17 protein-coding genes are annotated in these 19951 nt (G+C 71.1%); 8 read left to right on the top strand and 9 right to left on the bottom strand.

Annotation, left to right across the window (positions count from 1 at the left end):
• Positions 1 to 31 precede the first annotated feature (31 nt).
• A complete protein-coding gene (lepA, locus tag FHR33_RS36370; protein ID WP_183657700.1) occupies positions 32 to 1861 on the bottom strand; it encodes a translation elongation factor 4 in 1830 nt (609 codons plus the stop codon).
• A 55-nt stretch (positions 1862 to 1916) separates the two neighbouring features.
• Here lepA and FHR33_RS36365 point away from each other — a divergent pair, with 55 nt between their 5' ends.
• From FHR33_RS36365 to FHR33_RS36345, 5 genes are all read left to right on the top strand, one after another.
• A complete protein-coding gene (locus tag FHR33_RS36365; protein WP_183657697.1) occupies positions 1917 to 2909 on the top strand; it encodes a glycoside hydrolase family 18 protein in 993 nt (330 codons plus the stop codon).
• Positions 2910 to 3078: 169 nt separating this feature from the next.
• Positions 3079 to 3351 (top strand): 30S ribosomal protein S20, encoded by a 273-nt coding sequence (gene rpsT / locus FHR33_RS36360; RefSeq protein ID WP_183657694.1) that lies wholly within the window; start codon positions 3079 to 3081, stop codon positions 3349 to 3351.
• Between the two features lie 207 nt (positions 3352 to 3558).
• On the top strand, positions 3559 to 3759 hold the full coding sequence (locus FHR33_RS36355; RefSeq protein WP_183657691.1) for a hypothetical protein: 201 nt from the start codon (positions 3559 to 3561) through the stop codon (positions 3757 to 3759).
• Positions 3756 to 4685, top strand: coding sequence for an ABC transporter ATP-binding protein (locus tag FHR33_RS36350; protein ID WP_312895882.1), 930 nt, complete (start codon positions 3756 to 3758; stop codon positions 4683 to 4685). The genes FHR33_RS36355 and FHR33_RS36350 overlap by 4 nt, the downstream gene beginning before the upstream one ends.
• A complete protein-coding gene (locus FHR33_RS36345; protein ID WP_183657688.1) occupies positions 4675 to 5373 on the top strand; it encodes an ABC transporter ATP-binding protein in 699 nt (232 codons plus the stop codon). Before FHR33_RS36350 ends, FHR33_RS36345 begins: the two co-directional genes overlap by 11 nt.
• On the opposite strand, the gene FHR33_RS36340 is transcribed toward FHR33_RS36345, so the two are convergent.
• Complete coding sequence (locus FHR33_RS36340) at positions 5330 to 6505, bottom strand: MFS transporter (RefSeq protein WP_183657685.1); 1176 nt, start codon at positions 6503 to 6505, stop codon at positions 5330 to 5332. The two genes, FHR33_RS36345 and FHR33_RS36340, sit on opposite strands and share 44 nt — an antisense overlap.
• Between FHR33_RS36340 and FHR33_RS36335 the strand changes: the two genes are divergently transcribed.
• The gene (locus FHR33_RS36335; protein WP_183657682.1) at positions 6504 to 7031 is read left to right on the top strand and encodes a MarR family winged helix-turn-helix transcriptional regulator; all 528 of its coding nucleotides are present in this window, start codon (positions 6504 to 6506) and stop codon (positions 7029 to 7031) included. The genes FHR33_RS36340 and FHR33_RS36335 overlap by 2 nt on opposite strands.
• Positions 7032 to 7035: 4 nt before the next feature.
• Here the strand turns inward: FHR33_RS36335 and holA are convergent, their stop codons facing one another.
• Together holA and FHR33_RS36325 are read right to left on the bottom strand one after the other, a co-directional pair.
• On the bottom strand, positions 7036 to 7974 hold the full coding sequence (holA, locus tag FHR33_RS36330) for a DNA polymerase III subunit delta (RefSeq protein WP_183657679.1): 939 nt from the start codon (positions 7972 to 7974) through the stop codon (positions 7036 to 7038).
• A 38-nt stretch (positions 7975 to 8012) separates the two neighbouring features.
• Positions 8013 to 8954 carry an AraC family transcriptional regulator gene (locus FHR33_RS36325; RefSeq protein ID WP_183657676.1) on the bottom strand — a complete coding sequence of 314 codons (942 nt, stop codon included), beginning with the start codon at positions 8952 to 8954 and terminating at the stop codon, positions 8013 to 8015.
• 71 nt (positions 8955 to 9025) lie between these two features.
• On the opposite strand from FHR33_RS36325, the gene FHR33_RS36320 reads away from it, so the two are divergent.
• Positions 9026 to 9985 carry an SDR family oxidoreductase gene (locus tag FHR33_RS36320; RefSeq protein WP_183657674.1) on the top strand — a complete coding sequence of 320 codons (960 nt, stop codon included), beginning with the start codon at positions 9026 to 9028 and terminating at the stop codon, positions 9983 to 9985.
• Positions 9982 to 10635, top strand: coding sequence for a hypothetical protein (locus FHR33_RS36315; RefSeq protein WP_183657672.1), 654 nt, complete (start codon positions 9982 to 9984; stop codon positions 10633 to 10635). The genes FHR33_RS36320 and FHR33_RS36315 overlap by 4 nt, the downstream gene beginning before the upstream one ends.
• Before the next feature lie 203 nt (positions 10636 to 10838).
• On the opposite strand, the gene FHR33_RS36310 is transcribed toward FHR33_RS36315, so the two are convergent.
• The 5 genes from FHR33_RS36310 to hflX form a co-directional block, all read right to left on the bottom strand.
• Complete coding sequence (locus FHR33_RS36310; RefSeq protein WP_312895881.1) at positions 10839 to 13004, bottom strand: ComEC/Rec2 family competence protein; 2166 nt, start codon at positions 13002 to 13004, stop codon at positions 10839 to 10841.
• Between the two features lie 1573 nt (positions 13005 to 14577).
• Positions 14578 to 15609 (bottom strand): ComEA family DNA-binding protein, encoded by a 1032-nt coding sequence (locus tag FHR33_RS52940; RefSeq protein WP_312895880.1) that lies wholly within the window; start codon positions 15607 to 15609, stop codon positions 14578 to 14580.
• A 439-nt stretch (positions 15610 to 16048) separates the two neighbouring features.
• On the bottom strand, positions 16049 to 16861 hold the full coding sequence (locus FHR33_RS36300) for a DegV family protein (protein WP_183657670.1): 813 nt from the start codon (positions 16859 to 16861) through the stop codon (positions 16049 to 16051).
• 14 nt (positions 16862 to 16875) lie between these two features.
• The gene (gene hutI, locus FHR33_RS36295; RefSeq protein WP_183657668.1) at positions 16876 to 18084 is read right to left on the bottom strand and encodes an imidazolonepropionase; all 1209 of its coding nucleotides are present in this window, start codon (positions 18082 to 18084) and stop codon (positions 16876 to 16878) included.
• A gap of 440 nt (positions 18085 to 18524) precedes the next feature.
• A complete protein-coding gene (gene hflX, locus FHR33_RS36290; protein WP_183657666.1) occupies positions 18525 to 19931 on the bottom strand; it encodes a GTPase HflX in 1407 nt (468 codons plus the stop codon).
• Positions 19932 to 19951 lie beyond the last annotated feature (20 nt).

The raw sequence follows: 19951 nt of genomic DNA, 5'->3' as shown, positions 1-19951 counted from the left end.
ACCCGAGCGCCGGACCTTGGGGCGGCCGGTGTTACTTCTTCGGCTTGTCGGTGCCGGACTCGGTCGACAGCGCGGCGACGAAGGCCTCCTGCGGCACCTCCACGCGCCCGACCATCTTCATCCGCTTCTTGCCTTCCTTCTGCTTCTCCAGCAGCTTGCGCTTACGGGAGATGTCACCGCCGTAGCACTTGGCGAGCACGTCCTTGCGGATGGCCCTGATGTTCTCGCGGGCGATCACCCGCGCGCCGATCGCCGCCTGGATCGGCACCTCGAACTGCTGCCTCGGGATCAGCTCGCGCAGCTTCTTGGCCATCTCGACGCCGTAGCCGTAGGCCTTGTCCTTGTGGACGATCGCACTGAAGGCGTCGACGGGCTCGCCCTGCAGCAGGATGTCGACCTTGACCAGGTCGGACTCCAGCTCGCCCGCGGGCTCGTAGTCGAGGGAGGCGTAGCCGCGCGTGCGCGACTTCAGCTGGTCGAAGAAGTCGAAGATGATCTCGCCGAGCGGCAGCGTGTAGCGGATCTCGACGCGGTCCTCCGACAGGTAGTCCATGCCCTGGAGCTGGCCGCGCCTGCCCTGGCAGATCTCCATGATCGCGCCGATGAACTCGGAGGGCGCCAGGATCGTGGACTTGGTGACGGGCTCGAAGACCTGCGCGATCTTGCCGCCGGTCGGGAACTCCGACGGGTTGGTGACGGTCAGCTCCTTGCCGTCCTCCATGACGACCCGGTAGACCACGTTCGGCGCTGTGGAGATCAGCGACAGGCCGAACTCGCGCTCCAGCCGCTCGCGGATGATCTCCATGTGCAGCAGGCCGAGGAAGCCCACGCGGAAGCCGAAGCCGAGCGCGGCGGAGGTCTCGGGCTCGTAGACCAGGGAGGCGTCGTTGAGCTGCAGCTTGTCGAGCGCCTCGCGCAGCTCGGGATACTCGTCGCCGTCGATCGGGTAGAGCCCGGAGAACACCATCGGCCTGGGATGGTCGTAGCCGGCGAGCATCTCGGTGGCGCCGTGCGCGGCCGAGGTGACGGTGTCGCCGACGCGCGACTGGCGCACGTCCTTCACGCCGGTGATGAGGTAGCCGACCTCGCCGACGCCCAGGCCCTTGTCGGCGACCTTCGGCTCGGGCGAGATCACGCCGATCTCGAGCGTCTCGTGGGTGGCCTGCGTGGACATCATGGTGATGCGCTCACGCTTGCCGAGGTGGCCGTCGACGACCCTGACGTAGGTGACGACGCCCCTGTAGGTGTCGTAGACCGAGTCGAAGATCAGCGCGCGGGCCGCCGCGTCGGCGTCGCCCACGGGGGCGGGCACGGTCTGCACGACGTGGTCGAGCAGCTCCTTCACCCCGACGCCCGTCTTGCCCGAGACGCGAAGCACGTCGGAGGGGTCGCAGCCGATGAGCCCTGCGAGCTCTTCGGCGAACTTCTCCGGCTGGGCGGCGGGCAGGTCGATCTTGTTGAGCACCGGGATGATGTGCAGGTCGTTGTTCATGGCCAGATAGAGGTTGGCCAGCGTCTGCGCCTCGATGCCCTGGGCGGCGTCGACCAGCAGGATCGCGCCCTCGCACGCCTGGAGGGAGCGCGAGACCTCGTAGGTGAAGTCGACGTGCCCCGGCGTGTCGATCATGTTGAGGACATGACCGTCCCACGGCAGGCGTACGGCCTGCGACTTGATGGTGATGCCGCGTTCGCGCTCGATGTCCATCCTGTCGAGGTACTGCGCACGCATGGAGCGATCGTCGACCACGCCGGTGATCTGCAGCATCCGGTCGGCAAGCGTGGACTTGCCGTGGTCGATGTGCGCGATGATGCAGAAGTTGCGGATCAACGCGGGGTCGGTCTGGCCAGGCTGAGTGCGCACCGAAGTCCGTTTCGACAGGGTTGAGGTCAAGCGTCTTTCATGGTGACATGCCCGGGTGATTGCCCGAACCGTCATCCGCCGCTGCCTGCGCGTTCTCGCGCTGGCTTTAGCCGTCCTGGTCGCGCTCGCCGTCGTGGTGGCAGTCGCGTTCCGTATCCAGTTTACCGGGGCGCCGGAGGCTTGGGCGAAGAGCACGGGTAACGACGCCCTGTGGCTGGGCCACGCGTGGGTCGACGGCCGCCGCACCGAGCAGGACGTCGAGAAGATGGCCGTACGGCTGCGCGCCACCGGTGTCAAGGACGTCTTCGTCCACGCCGGCCCCTTCGAATGGGACGGCGCTCTCGACCCCGCGAAGCACCCCAACGCCGGAAACTTCCTGAGATGGTGGAGGGAGCACCTTCCAGGGGTCCGCGTCTCCGCCTGGCTCGGGCAGGCCGTCAAGAACGGTCTCGACCTCGACGATCCCGCCGCCCGCGACCGGGTGCTCGCGGGCGCGAAGCACATCATGGCTCTCGGCTTCGACGGCATCCACTACAACTTCGAGCCCATCGGCGACGGCGACGCCGACTTCCTCGAACTGCTCGACCGCACCCGCCCGCTGACCAGGCTGCTGTCGGTGTCGACCCCGCAGATCGAGCCCTACCCGCTCATGCGCCTGGCCGCCCGCGCCACGCTCGGCCACGACAAGTACTGGTCGCACGGCTTCTTCCGGCAGGTCGCGCAGCGTACCGACCAGGTGGCGGTCATGACCTACGACTCCTTCCTGCTGATGGAGTCGCTCTACGGCGGCCATGTCGCGCGGCAGGCGAGCCTCGCCCTCGACCTCGCGCCCGCCAAGACGGCGATCTTCATGGGCGCTCCCGCCTACCACGACCACGCCGTGCCCTTCCTCGACGACTCCGAGAGCGTCGCCAAGGCCGCGGAGGGGGCCAGGCTCGGCCTGTCCTCGCACGGGGCGCGCGACCGCTTCGGCCTGGCGCTCTACGTCGACTTCGCCGCGACGGAGGAGGACTGGAAGGAGTACACCGATCACTGGATGGTGAACTGAACGCGGCGACACGGTCCGATCCGGCGCGACACCCCGTATGCTGGTGCAGCGAGGTCGCCGATTTGAGAGGTGACCTCGATTATTGGTAACCTGTTCAACTGCGTGTGGCGCGCCCTCTCATCGAGCCCGCGCGCCCCATCCGATTTCTGACCTTCACCGAGGCTTCTTCGTGGCGAACATCAAGTCCCAGATCAAGCGCAACAAGCAGAACGAGAAGGCTCGTCTGCGCAACAAGGCTGTCAAGTCTTCCCTGAAGACGGCGATCCGCAAGTTCCGCGAGGCCGCCGACCAGGGCAACGTCGACGAGGCCGTGGCGCTGCAGCGTGTCGCCGCCCGCCAGCTCGACAAGGCCGCGAGCAAGGGCGTCATCCACAAGAACCAGGCCGCCAACCGCAAGTCGGCGATCGCCGCGCGCGCCGCCGCGCTGCAGGTAGCCAAGTAGTACGCAAGAAGCGCCGCACTCCATAACGGAGTGCGGCGTTTTCGTGTGCGCTCAGTCAGATATCCGGATCGCATCGCGAAACTGTCACAGTTTCGACATCACTCCAGCGTATCGGCTGTGTCACTCTTGAGAAGATCGGCTTGCCCGGCGCCCGCTTCATCCCCAAAGGTTCACTTCAATGGGGAGCGCGGAAGGAGCGGGGGCGATATGCGGGGCGCGTTCCGCCGGTCATCGAGCACCCGGCCGCCGAGCGCGCCGCTGACGATCACCGTGTTCGGGCGGACGGGCGCCCTGGCGTTCCCGCGTACGCCCGGCCGTACCGCGGTCCCCCTGCTCGGCGCCTACGCGCACACCGCCATCGGCCGTCGGCGCAGCCTCGGCTCCGTCCTTCGAGTAGGTGACCAGTGACGAACACCCCCACCATGTCCGACCTGGAGGCGCAGGCCACGCGCGAACGGGCCGCCTTCGGCGGTGACGCGCACATCGTCTGCGACAACCTCGTCCGTATCTACAAGACCGAGGGGGTCGAGGTCGTCGCGCTACAGGGACTCGACCTGCTCATCCAGAAGGGCGAGCTGATCGCCGTCGTCGGCGCCTCAGGCTCGGGCAAGTCCACTCTCCTCAACGTGCTGTCCGGCCTCGACGTCCCGACCGCGGGCCTGGCCAGGGTGGCGGGCATGGACCTGCTGTCGATGACGGCCAAGGACCGGCTGCGCTACCGCCGCGAGGTGGTCGGCTTCATCTGGCAGCAGACCGCGCGCAACCTGCTCTCCTACCTGACCGCCAGGGAGAACGTCGAGCTGCCCATGAGGCTGGCGGGCAGGAACCGCAGGAACCGCGCGATGGAGCTGCTGACGCTGCTCGGCGTCGACTACTGCGCGGACAGGAAGCCGTCGGAGATGTCGGGCGGTGAGCAGCAGCGTGTGGCGATCGCCGTGGCGCTGGCCAACTCCCCCCAGCTCATCCTGGCCGACGAGCCGACGGGTGAGCTCGACAGCGACACCTCCGAGGAGGTTTTCGAGGCGCTGCGCAGGGCCAACCGCGAGCTGGGCGTCACCGTGGTCATCGTGACGCACGACGCGCTGGTCTCCGAGCAGGTCGACCGTACCGTCGGCATCCGTGACGGCCGTACCAGCAGCGAGACGCTGCGCAGGGAGGGCGCCGAGGGCGAGATCATCGCCGAGGAGTACGCCGTGCTCGATCGCGTCGGCCGCCTGCAGCTGCCGCGCGACTTCATGAACGCCCTCGACATGGAGCGCAGGGTGCGCCTCGAGCTCGAGTCCGACCACATCGGCGTGTGGCCGTCCCGTGAGGAGTCCCCTGATGAGCAGTGAGCCCCTGGTCGTCGTGGAGGGCCTGCGCAAGGTCTACAGGAGCGGGCCCAAGGAGGTCGTCGCGCTGCGCGAGGTCTCCTTCGAGGCCTACCCGGGCGAGCTGGTCGCGATCCGCGGCCGCTCAGGGTCGGGCAAGACCACGCTGCTCAACCAGATCGGCGGGCTGGACAGGCCGGACGCCGGCCGGGTGGTGGTGGCGGGCCAGGAGGTCACCTCGCTGCCGGAGGAGGCGCTGCTGGCGCTGCGCCGCGACGTGGTGGGCTTCGTCTTCCAGTCCTTCGGCCTGATCCCCGTCCTGTCGGCGGCCGAGAACGTCGGCGTGCCGATGCGCCTGGCCCGCACGCCCGTGGAGGAGCGCGAGAAGCGGGTGCGCATGCTGTTGTCGCTGGTCGGTCTGGAGCAGCACCTCAACCAGCGCCCCTACGAGCTGTCCGGCGGTCAGCGCCAGCGCGTGGCGATCGCCAGGTCGCTGGCCAACAGGCCGCGCCTGCTGGTCGCCGACGAGCCGACGGGCCAGCTCGACTCGCAGACCGGCCGCCAGATCATGCAGCTGATCAGGGCGCTGGTGCGCAGCGAGGGCGTCACCGCGCTGGTGGCCACCCACGACCAGAGCCTGATCTCGCTGGCCGACAGGGTCCTGGAGATCAGCGACGGGGTGCTGCGAGAGGCGGCGCTGCAGGAGTCCTGACCTCCCGCACACCCAGCACGCTGAGACTCGCCGCGGCCACCGCGACCGCGGCGATCCACAGCGGCGGCGCCGTACCCGCCCACCCGGCCAGCGGGGCGGCGACGGCCAGGCCGAGCGGCCTGGTGGCGAAGGAGATCAGCGAGTCGAACGAGCGCACCCTGCCCAGCGCCTCCACGGGGATCCGGTCGGCGACGACGGTCTCCCACAGCGGGACGAGCAGGCCGAGACCGAACATCGCCACGGCGTACGCCACGGCCACCGCCCACCCGTTCAGCGGTACGGCCAGCGCCGCCAGCGGCGCGGCGTAGAGGGAGGCGCCCACCGCGCACCCGGCCAAAGGGCGGCGGATGGGCAGGCGAGGGGCGGCGAAGACTCCGGCGAGCATGCCGACCGTGCCGCACTGCACGATGATCACCCACATCGCCTCCCCGCTCCTGACGGTGAGCAGCGGGCCGAGGGTGAGGAACAGACCGGCGCAGAAGTGCCAGACGCCGTGACCCATGACGCTGACCAGGAACCAGGGGCGCTGCCTGATCTCCCGCCAGCCGCTGAGCAGCGAGTGCGCGCCCGTGGGGGCGGCGGCTCTCGCCGTACGAACACCGCCGAGAGTGAACGCGGAGGCCGCGAAGAGGACCGCGGTGAACAGCGACGCCCAGCCCGGCCCGACCCCGAGGACCAGCGCGCCCGCGATGGCGGGCGCGCCCACGGCGGACAGGCTGGTGGCCAGGCCGATCCGCGCGTTGGCGCGCAGCCTGGCCGCTCCCTCGACGGTCGCGGCCACCAGCCTCGGTACGGCAGGCGTCCCGAACGCGGCCGCCGCGCCCGTGACCGCCGCCAGCACGGCCAGGTCGGCGATCCGCTCCACCCCGAGCAGCAGCTCCACGCCGATCGCCGCCTGTGCCGCACACCTGGTCAGGTCGGCGAACAGCACCACGCGTTCGGGAGGGAAGCGGTCGGCCACCACCCCGCCGAACGGCAGCAGCACCAGCATCGGCACCAGCTCGCAGGCCAGCACGATGCCGAGGTCGGCGGCGTCGCCGCTGCCCATGAGCACGACGAGCGTCAGCGTGGTGGGGATGAGGGCCGTCGCCAGCGCCGACAGAGCGCGGCCGATCACTAGTCTGATCAACATGGCTCCGGACAATAATTCGCCAGCTAATGTTTCGTCAACGTACGATTCCGTCGACACGCACCTGGCGCGCTGGCGCGGCAAGGCGCCCTACGACGAGCGGGTGGAGGCGATCATCACGCGCATGCAGCTGCTGGTGAAGCATGTCCGTCAGGCCAAGGAGGCGGCCCTCGCCGAGGTCGGGATACAGGACTTCGAGTTCGAGACCCTGCACAGGCTCGTCTCGCGATCCTCTCGCCAGGCCACCCCCTCGGAGCTGGCGAGCGAGCTGATGATCTCGCCCGCGGGGATGACGGGCCGCATCGACACCCTGGAGAAGGCAGGGCTGGTGCGCCGCGTCCGCAGCGAGGAGGACAGGCGCAGGGTCGACGTGGAGCTCACGGACAAGGGCCACGAGCTGTGGGCGGCGGCGATGGCAGTCAGGGCCACCGCCGAGGCGGAGATGCTGAGGGCCCTGGCCCCTGAGGAGCGGGAGACGCTCGACGAGCTGCTCAAGCGGATGCTGATCAGCGTCGAGTCCAGAGCCTGACACCCTACCTGCCGTTCCTGCTGGCGACGATCGTCTGGACGGCATGCTCGAGGGCGTAGGCGGGGTCGGCGCCGCCCCCCTTGACCTGCTCGTCGGCGATCGCGACCGCGCGCAGGGCCGCGGACAGGCCCTCAGGCCCCCACCCTCGGAGCTGCCGCTTGGCGTTGTTGATCTGCCAGGGCGCCATGCCGAGCTGTGCGGGCTGGACGTTGCGCCCTGCGCCGCCGACCTTGGCCAGCGACCGCAGCGAACGGGCCAGCGCGCTGACCAGCAGCACCGACGCCACCCCCGTGCTCAGCGCCCAGCGCAGCTGCTCCAGCGCGTCGGCCAGACGCCCCTCGACCGCGGCGTCGGCCACCGTGAACCCGCTGACCTCGGCCCTGCCCTTGTGATAGCGGGAGACGGCGTCGAGGTCGATGCTCTTGCCCTCGGTGTCGAAAGCTAGCTGCCCGCAGGCCGCCGCCAGCTCGCGCAGGTCGTTGCCCACGGCGTCGAGAAGCGCCTGCGCCGCGTCGCCCGTGATGGTGCGGCCCGCCCGCCTGATCTCGCCCCTGATGAACTCGAGGCGCTCGGCGGGCTTGGTGAGCTTGGTGACGGTGACCACGTCGGCCCTGGTCTTCTTGATGCCGTCGACCAGCGCCTTGCCCTTGACGCCGCCCGGATGCACCAGCACGAGCACGGTGTCGTCAGCGGGGTCCTTCGCGTAGCCGACGACCTCGGCGATGACGTCCTTCGACAGGTCCTGCGCGGACCTGATCACCATCACGGACGTGTCGCCGAACAACGAAGGCGAGGTCAGCCTGGTCAGCTCGCCGGTCTCGACCTTGGAACCGACCAGGTCGTGCACCTCCGCCCCGGCGTCGCGCGCCTTCGCGGCGGCCACCACCGCGCCGACCGCGCGCTCGGCGAGCAGCTCTTCGTCCCCGACGACCAACGTCACCATGCTTCACATTCTCCTGGCTCTCTCGTACCGCCGCCGCATCACGCTACTGCGGGTCCGCCCCGCCGCGGACCCAGCCGCCTGTACTCCCCGGGCGTCATCCCGCACCACTGGCGGAAGGCCAGGTGGAATCCCACGCCGGAGCGGTAGCCGACGCGCTCGGCGATGCGCCCGTGCGCCAGCGTCGACTCCTTCAGCAGCCGCGCCGCCTCCTGCATCCTGCGCGCGGTCAGGTGCCGCATCGGCGCCTCCCCGACCAGCTCCCTGAAGCTGGCCGCGAAGGCCGACCGCGACAGCCCCGCCTCCTCCGCCAGCGACTCCAGCGTCCACTGCTCACCGAACCGCGTGTGGACGGCCAGCAGCGCCCTGCTGATGCCGGGATGGCGTAGAGCCTGCAGCACAGGGGTGTCGAGATCGGCGAGCGCCACCCGCAGGGCCAGCACGAAGACCAGCTCGAAAGCCCTCAACGCCACCAGCACCGCGCCGGGCTCACCGCCCGCCCACTCCCCCGCCAGCCTGTCGAGCGTGCCCGACAGCAACGGCTGGCGCTCCAGCATCTCTCTGTCGAACACCAGCACCGGCGGCAGCGCCCTGTAGAGCGGGGCCGCGGCCGAGTCGTCGTAGTGCAGCCCTCCGCAGAGCATCGTCGTGGCGGGGCCTGGGCCGTCGATCTCGACCGTGCGCACCGCCCCCGGGGACCGGTCCGGCAGCAGCGAGGACAGCGGCACGGTGGTCCTGCCCGGGCTGTCGGCCAGGCGGTGCGCGGTGCCATGCGGGAAGACGACCAGGTCGCCCGCGTTCAGCCGTACGGGCTCGGGCAGTTCGGGCAGCTCGACCGTGCACGTGCCTTCCTGCACGTAGTGGATCAGCGCGCAGTGCTCCCGCTCCCCCGCCACCCCCCACGGCGCCCGCGCCGACCATCGGCTGTGAAAGACGCCCTGCAGGCGCAGCGGGGCAAGCAGCTCGCTCAGCAGATCTCCCACGGACGATCCTTAAACTTCAGAAGACTCGGCTTTATGGATCGTAGCCGGTGGGTGGGGCAGGCTCGGTTGCCATGAACATCCTCGTCATCGGCGCCACCGGCGCACAGGGCGGCGCCGTGGCCAGGCGCCTGGTCGATTCGGGACACACGGTGCGCGGCCTCACCCGCTCGGGCGCGGGACTTCCGCCCGGCGTCACCCCGGTCACCGGGGACCTGGCCGACGCCTCCGCGGTGCGGGCCGCCTTCGACGGGGTGACGCACGCGTGCGTCGTGCTGCCCATGGTCTTCGAACCCTCCGTCGTCGAGACCTACATCCGCAACATCGCCGAGGCGGCGGTCGCGGTGGGGGTGCGGCGCCTGGTCTACAACACCGCCAACCGCATGCCGTCGGTCCCGACCTCGGTGGCCGCCTTCGAAACGCGCCGCTTCGCGACGTCGGTCCTGGTGGAGAGCGGGGTGGAGACCGTGGTGGTCAGGCCGCCCGTCTATCTCGACAACCTGTGCGCGCCCTGGGTGGCGGGGCCGCTGGCGCACGAGGGGGTGCTGCGGTATCCGCTGCCTGCCGACCTGCCGGTGTCCTGGCTCAGCCACGCCGATCTCGCCACAGCCACCATCGCCGCCCTCACCAGGTCCACCGCCGACCTCGCCGTGGCCCCTCCCACCACGGCCGCCGTCGCGGCGCCGCTCTCGCCGGACGGCCTCGTCGGCGCGCTCACGCCTGAAGGACTCGCGCTCGATCTGGGCGGGGCCGAGGTGGTGACGGGCTCCGAGCTCGCCGCCGCCTTCTCCGTCACCCTCGGCCGCCCGATCCGGTACGTCGCCCAGGACCTCGACGAGTTCGAGGCAGGCCTGACCCACGCCCTCGGCGCCACCACCGCCGGGGAGGTCGTCTCGACGTACCGCTGGATCGCCGAGCACGGCCACGACCTGTACGACCTCGACCCGGCCGCCCTCGAGAAGGCCCTCGCGATCAGCCTGACCCCCCTCAGCGCATGGATCGCCGCCCAGCCCTGGACGGAGCTCGCCCGATGACCACCCCCACGCCGGACCCCACACCCCGATACACACCCAGCCCCACCCCCGCCTCCACGCCGACCTCCGCCACCACGCCCGACCCCACACCCGGACCCACACCCAATCGCGCCCCCGCCTCCCCACCGACACCCGCCTCCACACCGAACCACGCGCCGACCTCCGCCCCCGCGTCCCACCCCACCCCGGTGTCCACGCCGCCGGAGTCCCCACCCGACCTCGCGCTCGCCGACGATGACGCGGACGCCTGCCGGGCGGAGATCGTCCGGCATCACCGGGTCATCGAAGACTGGCTCACCGGACGCGGCGCCCGCTCCGACCTCCCCACCTTCGCCGACGCGCACACGCCCGCCTTCACCCTCATCACCCCGGACGGCGAAGCGCTGCCGTTGCCGAGCGTGCTGGCCGTGATCGAGACCGCGTACGGCGCCGTCCCCACCCTCGCGATCGCCATCCGCGACGTGAAGGTCGTCGCTTCGGCGGAGTCGTTCGTCGTCGCCACCTACGAGGAACACCACGGAGGCCAGAATCCCAGCGTCCGGCGGGCCACAGTGGTCCTCGTCAGGGACGCCACCGCCCCCCACGGCCTGCGCTGGACCCACCTCCACGAAACCTGGACCAGGTTGTCATCGGAGCAGCCACCCGCCTGAGCCAGTGAGCCGACCTCCGGCTCCTGCACGAAGGCGGCCGCAGCCCACCGCGCGACTGCCCGCCTCTCAAGCGGTCCTCGCCCGTCGCACACTCGCTCAGCCATCCCTCCGCATCCCCCCGCCTCTGCGCAGGCTGGTCTTTCGACGCCCCACCGTCCGGCCGACCTGGTGTCCGAACGCCCGAACCAGGCAGGGAGCGAGGCTCACTCGTCGGACCGTCCCCTCGAGACCACCGCCAGCCGTCCCGACTGGTCGATCACCGCCAGCGCGCCCGACTGGTCCGTGCGGTAGACGCGCATCCCCAGCCGGTGCAGCATCCCCAGCGTCGGCGGCGCGGGATGCCCGTATCCGTTGTCCGCCCCCACGCTGATCAACGCCGCCCTCGCTCCCGTCGCCGCCAGGAAGCGCGCGTCCTGCCGAGCCGAGCCGTGATGGGGAACCTTCAGCAGATCGGCGGGAGGCAGCCCCGCACGGAGGAGCTCGGCCTGCGCCTCCGTCTCGACATCGCCGCTGAGCAGGATCGAGCCCGCCGCCCAGCGCACCAGCATGACCACGCTCTCGTTGTTGATCACGCTTCCCTCCCCTGACCCGCCCGGCACGGCACCGGCCGCGGGCCCCACCACGATCAGTTCGGACGGGCCGAAGCGCCAGCGCGCGCCAGGGGACGCCACCCACTCGGCGATCCCCTTCCGGCCCAGCGCGGCCGAGATGCGGGCGGACTCGTGCGCAGGAGCCCTCCCCGGGCTGACGATCACCGCGCCGACGCGGCGCCCTGATCGGAAGATCCCGTCCAGCCCGCCCACGTGATCGCGGTGCGGGTGGGTGAGGATGACGAGCGGGACCTCGTGGACGCCGAGGTCGCGCAGGCAACGGTCGGCCAGCGTGGGATCGGGCCCGGTGTCCACGACGACCGCCCGCCCAGGGCCCGCCGCGATCGCGAGGGCGTCGCCCTGCCCCACATCGCATGCGACGAGGAGCCAGCGCGCGGGAGGCCAGGGGGCGATCACGGGCCCTGCGACCAGGACGGCCGCGAGGCCTGCCGTACCGACGGTCAGGACGATCATGCGGGCGCCCGCGCGGCGCAGCAGCGGCACCGCCACCGCGACGGCCGCCGCGAGCAGGAGCAGCCCGGTGAGCCCTCCGGGCCAGGGGAGCCCGGCCAGCGGCACGCGGGCGGCGTGCTCGGCCACGGTGATGATCCAGCCGACCGCGTAGCCCGCGGGCAGCACGAGGAGCCTGGCCACCTCCATGGACAACGGCGCCACCAGCGCTGCCGCGCACCCGAGCACCGTGGCCGGAGCGACGGCGGGCCCAGCCAGCAGGTTCGCGGGCACCGCGACCAGTTGCAGCTGTCCCGCCATGAGCACGAGCACAGGCGTCACCGCCGCCTGCGCGGCAGCCGGTACGGCTATCGCCTCCGCGGCCCATCTCGGCATCCTGACCGCCATCCTGTCGCGCCAGCCAGGCGCCAGCAGCAGGATGCCGCCGGTGGCGCAGACCGACAGCGCGAAGCCGTACTCGCGGGCCAGCCCCGGATCGAACAGCATGAGCAGCAGCACCGTCGCCGACAGCGCCGCGACCCCGTCCCTCGGACGCCCCGTGCCCAGCGCGATCGCCCCGACCAGCCCCATGAGAAGGGCCCGCAGCACACTCGGCGACGGCCGCGCCACCACCGCGAAGGCCAGCATGGCGAGCGCCGCCAACCCGGCCCGTACGGCAAGCGGCAGCCCGGCCAATCGCGACAGCGCCACCACCGCCCCGGCCACGATCGCGAGGTTGGCCCCGCTGACGGCCGTCAGGTGGCTGAGTCCCGCCTCCTTGAAGTCGGCGCTGACCTCGGGATCCATGCGGGAGACGTCGCCCACCACGAGCCCCGGCAGCAGCCCACGCTGGTCGGGAGGCAACCCGTCCGTCGCCGCGCGCAGCCCGGCCCGCAGCAGGCCCGCCATGCTCTGCAGCCCTGACGGCTCCGACAGCACCGTCGGCGGGCCGCGCACGAGCAGCACGGCGCCGACCAGCTCGCCGGGCTCCGCGCCGCCCAGCCTCCCCGCCACTCGCAGGCGCTGGCTGGGCAGGAGCGGACGCCACCTGCTGCCCGATCCGAAGACCACGACAGGGGTGTGTACGGCGAGCCGTCCCGTGGGGGTGTCCAGCGACTCCAACGTGGCCTCGACGACCACGCTCTCGCCCCTGAAGGCCGCCTGGGCCTGCCGTACCTTGGGGTCGCCCGTGAGGACGATCTCCGCGTGCACGACCGCCCCTCTGGCGGCCAGCTCGGCGACGGGGCCCGTGGTGACGGCGTGCACGCGGAAGGCGACACCGGCCGAGGTGGCCGCCATGCACCCGAGCACCGCGACGGCGACATTCACCCACACACCGGCTCTCCGGACGGACGAACGCGAGCCAGCCGGCCCGTCCACCTCACCGGCCGCTTCCCCACGCCGGATCGCCCCGCCGGCCAGCCCCCCGCACCGGACCGCCCCGCCGAACAGCGCCCCGCGAGCGATCACCCCACCAGACGACGCCGCACACCCGAACGTCTCGCCGGGCGGTGCCGCACACCCGAACGTCTCGCCGGGCGGTGCCGCACACCACGTCTCGCCGGGCGGTGCCGCACACCCGAACGTCTCGCCGGCCAGCCCCCCGCACCGGACCGCCCCTCCGAACAGCGCCCCGCGCCCGATCGCCCCACCAGACGATGCCGCACACCCCAACGTCTCGCCGGACGGTGCCAAGGGCCGGATCGCCTCGCGCGACGGGCCTGGTGTCTGCTTGCGGAAGACGACGAGTGGGAGCTTCGCTCCCACAGGCACCGATGTCCGTCCGAACCGACCGGCACGACGATGACGCGCCGCGAAAGGAACCCCGGCCGCGCCAAGTGCCGACACCGCCGCGCACGCAGCGCCGATCGGGGCAGAGCAGCCGAGAAGGACGAGCGCTGTGGCCCATGACGCGAGGGCCGGCAGCACCAGGACCAGCGTGTACGCCGACCACCGGTCCTCTGCATCACCCGGCGATGCGGGCGCGCCCGGGCCTCGGCCCGCCTCCTCTCTATGCGCCTTGGTCAACGCGACCCGCCAGTAACGTCTTGCGACCACAAGCCACCCGTCGACCCGGCGAACCCACCCCACCGACCCCCGGCAGAGGACGAAAGGACCCGGTCGGTGAAGCTGCGCGACAACAGACCTCCACCCGGCCCCTCCGGTGCACCCCATCGACCCAGGCCTCCACCCGGCCCCTCCGCCACGCCCACTCGAACCTGGACCACAGACGAGACGACCCGGCCGCAGGCGGTGTCCGGAAACGCGCCACCCGGCGGCCCCTCCGGCGCCCGCAATCGAACCAGACCTCCACCCGGCCCCTCCCCCACGCTCAATCGGACCAGGACCGCAAACGAGACGGCCTGGCCGCGGGCTGCGCAGCCACCTGGTGGCCCCTCCGGCGCCCGCAATTGACCCAGGCTTCCACCCGGCCCCTCTGCCACGCCCAATCCGCCCAGGCCTCCATCCGGGTCCTCCGGCACGCCCAATCCGCCCAGGCCTCCATCCGGGTCCTCCGGCACGCCCAATCGGGCCAGGCCTCCATCCGGGTCCTCCGGCACGCCCAATCCGCCCAGGCCTCCATCCGGGTCCTCCGGCACGCCCAATCCGCCCAGGCCTCCATCCGGGTCCTCCGGCACGCCCAATCGGGCCAGGACCGCAGACGAAACGGCCTGGCCGCGGGCTGCGCAGAGCAACGGGCCTCCTGGCGGACCGGCCATCACACCCGCTCGGACCAGGACGACGGACGGAGGTGTCCCGCTGAGGACGGTTCGCGGATGCGAGCGCCCCAGCGGTCTGGGGGACGCGCCCGGCCGGACTTCGGAGAGGGGCTGGGATGTCGGGTGGGGGGACGGGGTGGCACTTCGTTCGCAGGCAAGCACTTCGCTCCCAAGCAAGCCGGTCAGACTCGGACCTTGTCCTTCAGCTCGGCGTACTTGCGATCACCGATTCCCGAGACCTCGCGCAGCTGCTCGACGCTTCGGAAGCCGCCGTGCGTGGTGCGGAACTCGGCGATGCGGGCCGCCAGCACCTCGCCGACCCCTGGTAATTCCTCCAGCTGCTCAGGCGTGGCGGTGTTGAGGTCGAGGACGGCCGGAGCGGCGGCGACCACACCACCCTCGACGCCACCTGCGGCACCGGGGGCGGCGGGTGTGCCGACGACGATCTGTTCGCCGTCGACCAGGCGTCTGGCGAGGTTGACGGAGCCCATGGGAGCGCCTGATCGCACCCCACCCGCGGCCTTCACCGCGTCGGTGACCCTGGAGCCCCCGGGGAGGGTGTAGACGCCCGGCCTGCGCACCTTGCCCGCCACGTGCACCATCACCTCGGGTGAGGTGGGGGTGGAGACGGACGTGACGGTCGGCGGCGCCGCCGAGCCGCTGATCGGGCGGGGCGCGGCCAGAGGCTCCGGGGTGGGGCTGGAGCGCCAGACGTAGACGCCTCCGACGAGGGCCGCCACCACACCCAGCACCAGCAGCACGCGCAGGCCAGGGCGTCCTGGGTCCAGGTTGGGCGCTTGGGAGGAGACGGCGGCGCGAAAGGCGGCGAAGGATGTGGGGATGGGCGGGGAAAGGCCGGAGGGTCCGTCGTGCGGCACGTCCTCGGCAGGCGATCGGTGGGGCGACGGCTCAAAGCCGAAGTCAGCGCGGCCGGGGAAGCTGTCCGAGGCGGAACCGGCCGCCCGGGAGATCGCCATCGCGCCGAGCTCCGAGCGTCCCGACGGGTGGCCTGAGGAGACGTCCACATGAGGCCGCCTCAGCGCCGATTCTGAGGCGTCCTCCGACCACGACGAGCCGTACGCCGACCTGACCCCGTGCGGAAGAGAGATCGCCTCCGAGTCGAACCTGGAGTAACCCGAGACGTTCTCCGCGACAACCGCAGGACGGCCCGACGACGACAGGTGATCCGAAGCCGTCGCGGGGTCGAAGACCACCCGATCCGAAGATGCCGAGCGCCCGGAAACGGTTTCCGCGCGAATGTCATGTCGACCCGATGACAGCGAGCCATCCGAAGCCGTCCCCGCGCCAAAGCCAGGTCGACCCGATGACCGCGAACCGCCCGAAGCCGCCCCCGCATGGAAGTCAGGTCGACCCGATGACGACGACCGGCCCGAAGCGGGGCGGTTGGACGGTGCGGAGCCCCCAGGCAGGCCTGGGTCCGCTTCCACCCCGGATGGCTCCCCAGGGGACCCCTGCGGGCCCGGACGCCGGAGAGGGGAGCTCACAGCGCGCCACAGCCGTCTCTCCGCCACCGCGCGCTCCACGTTCTCCTCAGCGTTCCGCACAGCCCGAGACCGTAGGCCGCCCCCTCAAGGGGCGCAGCCGCCGAATCGGGTTCTGTGGACAGGCGGAACGCCCTGGGGACAACCGGTGTCAGCCGGTCGGCGACACTGTGATGCCGAGCGCCCCAGGCCCCACGTGCACGCCGATCACCGCCCCCACCTCGACCACGCTCAGCCGTACTAACTCGGGCAGTCTGCGGGTGAGACGTTCGGCCAGCGCCTCCGCCCTGCTCTGCGCCGACAGGTGCTGGACCGCCACCTCCACCGGCGTCGTGCCCGCCGCCGCCACCGCGAGGTCCTCCAGGCGCGACAGGGCGCGCGTGGCCGTCCGCACCTTCTCCAGCGGCACAATGCGCCCGCCCTCGAGGTGGAGCAGCGGCTTGATCAGCAGCGCGGAGCCGACCAGCGACGCCGCGGCTCCGATGCGCCCGCCCTTGCGCAGGTACTCCAGGGTGTCGACGTAGAAGTAGGTCTGCGTGCGAGCCGCGACGGCCCTGGCGATCGAGGCCACCTCGTGCATCGATGACCCCGAGGCGGCGGCCCGTGCCGCCGCCAGGACGGGGAAGCCGAGGCCCATGGCGATCGATCTGCTGTCGACCACCTCGACGGGGACGGAGGCCGTCTCGGCCGCGAGGCGGGCCGCCTCCGCCGTGCCCGACAAATCACCCGAGAGATGAATAGCGACAATTCCTGAAATACCAGACAAGGAATCATAAACGTCAGAAAAGCGGGCGGGAGAGGGGCGGGACGTCGTTACCGGCGTCCATTCTCCGACCGCCGGAGAAACGCCCTCGTCGTACGGCCGGCCACCCACGATCACCTGCAAAGGCACCACGGTCACCCCGGGAGGGACGGAAGGCAGGTAAGCGGTGGAATCGGTGACGATCGCGACCGGAGGTGACATGACCCCGAGAGTAGCTACTGGACGGGGATGCCGCCTCGCCAGACCCTGCGCGGCTTCAGCCCGAAGGACCAGGCGAACGCGCCCTCGTGGTCGGCGTCCCACTGGACGATGTCGGCCAGCCGTCCTGGAGCGAGGACGCCGCGGTCGGGCGCGCCCAGCACGGTCGCGCCGCCGAGCGTGGCGGCCCTCAGGGCGTCGCCCACGCTCATGCCGAACGCCGCCACCGCCAGGCTGATGACCAGCGACATGGAGGTGATGCCGCAGTGGCCGGGGTTGTGGTCGCTGCCGAGGGCGATGGTGACGCCCTGGGAGATCATGCGACGGACGGGAGGAAGGCTGCCGCGCTGCATCGCGGTGGCGGGGCAGAGCACGGCGGGCACGCCGTAGCGGGAAAGGACCGCGATGTCCTCGTCGGAGGTGTGGTGGAGCAGGTCGGCGGAGGCGCAACCGAGCTCGGCCGCCAGCTGGACGGCGCCGCGGCGGCTGAAGGCGCCCGCGTGGACGCGCGGCAGCAGGCCGACGTTGCGCCCAGAGGCCAGCACCCAGCGGGACTCCTCGGTGGTGAAGTGGCCCTCGTCGCAGTAGACGTCGACGCTGTCGGCCCCCGCGGCGGCCGCGTCGGCGCACCAGGCGCCCACGGCCTCGACGTAGTCGCGCTGACGGCCGAAGTACTCGGGAGGCACGACGTGAGCCGCGAGGAACGTGACGTGCACGCGCGGCATCATCGGCTCCTTCTCCAGCTCGCGCAGCAGCCGCACGTCGGCCAGCTCGCCGTCGCGGGTGAGGTGGTAGCCGGTCTTGGCCTCGACCGTGGTGGTGCCGCTGAGCAGCCAGGAGCGCAGCCGCTCGCGCACGCCGTTGCAGAGAGTCCACGGGTCGGTGCCACGGGTCACGGTGACGGTGGAGCCGATGCCGCCGCCCGCCGCGTTGATCGCCGAGGAGGAGGAGCCGCTGGAGCGCATGGCCATCTCGGCGTAGCGGTTGCCCGCGTAGACGGGATGGGTGTGCGCGTCGATCAGGCCGGGGGTGACGAGCGCGCCGCTGAGGTTCTCGACCTGGTCGACGTCGACGATGTCGTCGACGACGCCGGGGACGCTCTGCGGGAGGTCGGCCGCGCGGCCCACCCAGGCGATGCGGTCGTTGTGCACGAGAAGGGCCGCGTTGCTGATGACGTCGTTTCCGGTCCACATGCGGCCGATGTTGGTGAGCAGCCGAACAGTCATCGCACCACCCCGCACGCAGGCAGCGGCAAGCGGGCGGGGGTTACCGCGCCCACTGAGTCCGCTCCGGGTCCGGCCGACATCGGGGGTCTCCTGCTCTCATCCGCAACGATCCTGCGGTGACCGATCGCCGGGCTCATGATCCGGCGATTTCAGTTCAGTTACGTTATTTCACAGGTCGGCTCGCTGTACAGGGTTATTCGGAAGAAAGCCCTCGCATCAGAACGACTCATGCGCCCCTTGAGGCAGGTCGGCCTCGCATTTCCGCTCTGGCCCCCGCATGCGACATCACTCGCAGCAGCCATCTCGATACCCGCGCCATTAGTGTCGTAAGGCTTGCCTTATCGTAGCAATCCCAGCGGAGATCGACCACTGTCGCGTTTATCCCCTAACGCGAAGTACGGCCCGCGCCATGGGCGCGAGCCGTACGTTCACCAGTGTCGTCAGCCGACCCGTTCGACCGGCTTGCCCACCCGCTCCAGCTCGTGGAAGAGGCTGGGAAGCACGCGGGCGTGCAGCACGGTGCCGTCGCCGCCGTGCTCGACCGAGATCACCTCACCCTCCTTGTGGGCGCGGGAGATCAGGTCACCCCTGTCGTACGGCACCAGCATGAGCACCTCGTGGTCGAGCCTGGGCAGTTCCCGCTCGACGAGCTCGAGCAGCTCGTCGATGCCCGCGCCCGTACGGGCGGAGACGACGATGCTGTTGCGCTCTCGCCTGGCGATCCTGTCGAGGACCTCCTGCTCGGCCGCGTCGGCCTTGTTGATCACCACGATCTCGGGCACGTCGAGCGCGCCCTCGATGTCGGCGAACACCTCGCGGACCGCCGCGAGCTGGCCCTCGGGGTCGGGGTGGGAGCCGTCGACCACGTGCAGGATCAGGTCGGCGTCGGCCACCTCCTCCAGCGTGGAGCGGAACGCCTCGACCAGCTGGGTCGGCAGGTGCCTGACGAAGCCGACGGTGTCGGCGATCGTGAAGAGCCTGCCTTCGGGCGTGCGCGCCTTGCGCACAGTCGGGTCGAGGGTGGCGAACAGCGCGTCCTCGACCAGCACGCCCGCACCGGTGATGCGGTTGAGCAGCGAGGACTTGCCCGCGTTGGTGTAGCCGGCGATCGCGACCGCAGGAACCTCACGGCCCTGGCGGTGTGCCCGCATGGTCTCACGCGAGGTCGACATGCCGGAGATCTGACGGCGGAGCTTGGCCATGCGCTCGCGGATGCGGCGCCGGTCCAGCTCGATCTTGGTCTCACCGGGGCCGCGGCCGCCGATGCCCACGCCGCCGGCGGCACGACCACCGACCTGCCTGGACAGGTTGCCACCCCAGCCTCGCAGGCGCGGCAGCAGGTACTGCAGCTGCGCCAGCTCGACCTGGGCCTTGCCTTCGCGGCTCTTGGCGTGCTGGGCGAAGATGTCGAGGATCAGCGCCGTACGGTCAATGACCTTGACCTTGACGATCTCCTCGAGCTGCCGCAGCTGGCCGGGGCTCAGCTCTCCGTCGCAGATCACGGTGTCGGCGCCGGTCGACTCGACCACGTCACGCAGCTCGAGCGCCTTGCCCGAGCCGATGTAGGTGCCGGGGTCGGGCTTCTGCCGCCGCTGGATCAGGCCGTCGAGCACCTGGGAACCGGCCGTTTCGGCCAGCAACTTGAGTTCTAGAAGGGAGTTGTCGGCGTCGTCGGCCGTGCCGGAGGTCCAGACACCGACCAGGACGACCCGCTCCAGCCTCAGCTGGCGGTATTCGACCTCGGTGACATCCTGGAGCTCGGTGGAGAGCCCAGCCACGCGCCGGAGCGCCTGGCGCTCTTCAAGGTCGAACTCGCCTACTTCGAAGTCGTTTTGCATTCGTGTCATCTCTAATGGGCAACGTCTGG

Source organism: Nonomuraea dietziae (assembly GCF_014195505.1).
Taxonomy (GTDB): domain Bacteria; phylum Actinomycetota; class Actinomycetes; order Streptosporangiales; family Streptosporangiaceae; genus Nonomuraea; species Nonomuraea roseola.
The sequence above is the reverse complement of the archived record's forward strand: the minus strand, read 5'-3'. Positions and strand labels throughout refer to the sequence as shown.

Excerpts from the sequence above, each read along its gene's own strand:
- FHR33_RS36355 (WP_183657691.1), top strand. The coding sequence starts at position 3,559 with ATGCGGGGCGCGTTCCGCCGGTCATCGAGCACCCGGCCGCCGAGCGCG.
- FHR33_RS36345 (WP_183657688.1), top strand. The coding sequence starts at position 4,675 with ATGAGCAGTGAGCCCCTGGTCGTCGTGGAGGGCCTGCGCAAGGTCTAC.
- FHR33_RS36335 (WP_183657682.1), top strand. The coding sequence starts at position 6,504 with ATGGCTCCGGACAATAATTCGCCAGCTAATGTTTCGTCAACGTACGAT.
- FHR33_RS36340 (WP_183657685.1), bottom strand. The coding sequence starts at position 6,505 with ATGTTGATCAGACTAGTGATCGGCCGCGCTCTGTCGGCGCTGGCGACG.
- holA (WP_183657679.1), bottom strand. The coding sequence starts at position 7,974 with ATGGTGACGTTGGTCGTCGGGGACGAAGAGCTGCTCGCCGAGCGCGCG.
- FHR33_RS36320 (WP_183657674.1), top strand. The coding sequence starts at position 9,026 with ATGAACATCCTCGTCATCGGCGCCACCGGCGCACAGGGCGGCGCCGTG.
- FHR33_RS36315 (WP_183657672.1), top strand. The coding sequence starts at position 9,982 with ATGACCACCCCCACGCCGGACCCCACACCCCGATACACACCCAGCCCC.
- FHR33_RS36300 (WP_183657670.1), bottom strand. The coding sequence starts at position 16,861 with ATGTCACCTCCGGTCGCGATCGTCACCGATTCCACCGCTTACCTGCCT.
- hutI (WP_183657668.1), bottom strand. The coding sequence starts at position 18,084 with ATGACTGTTCGGCTGCTCACCAACATCGGCCGCATGTGGACCGGAAAC.
- hflX (WP_183657666.1), bottom strand. The coding sequence starts at position 19,931 with ATGACACGAATGCAAAACGACTTCGAAGTAGGCGAGTTCGACCTTGAA.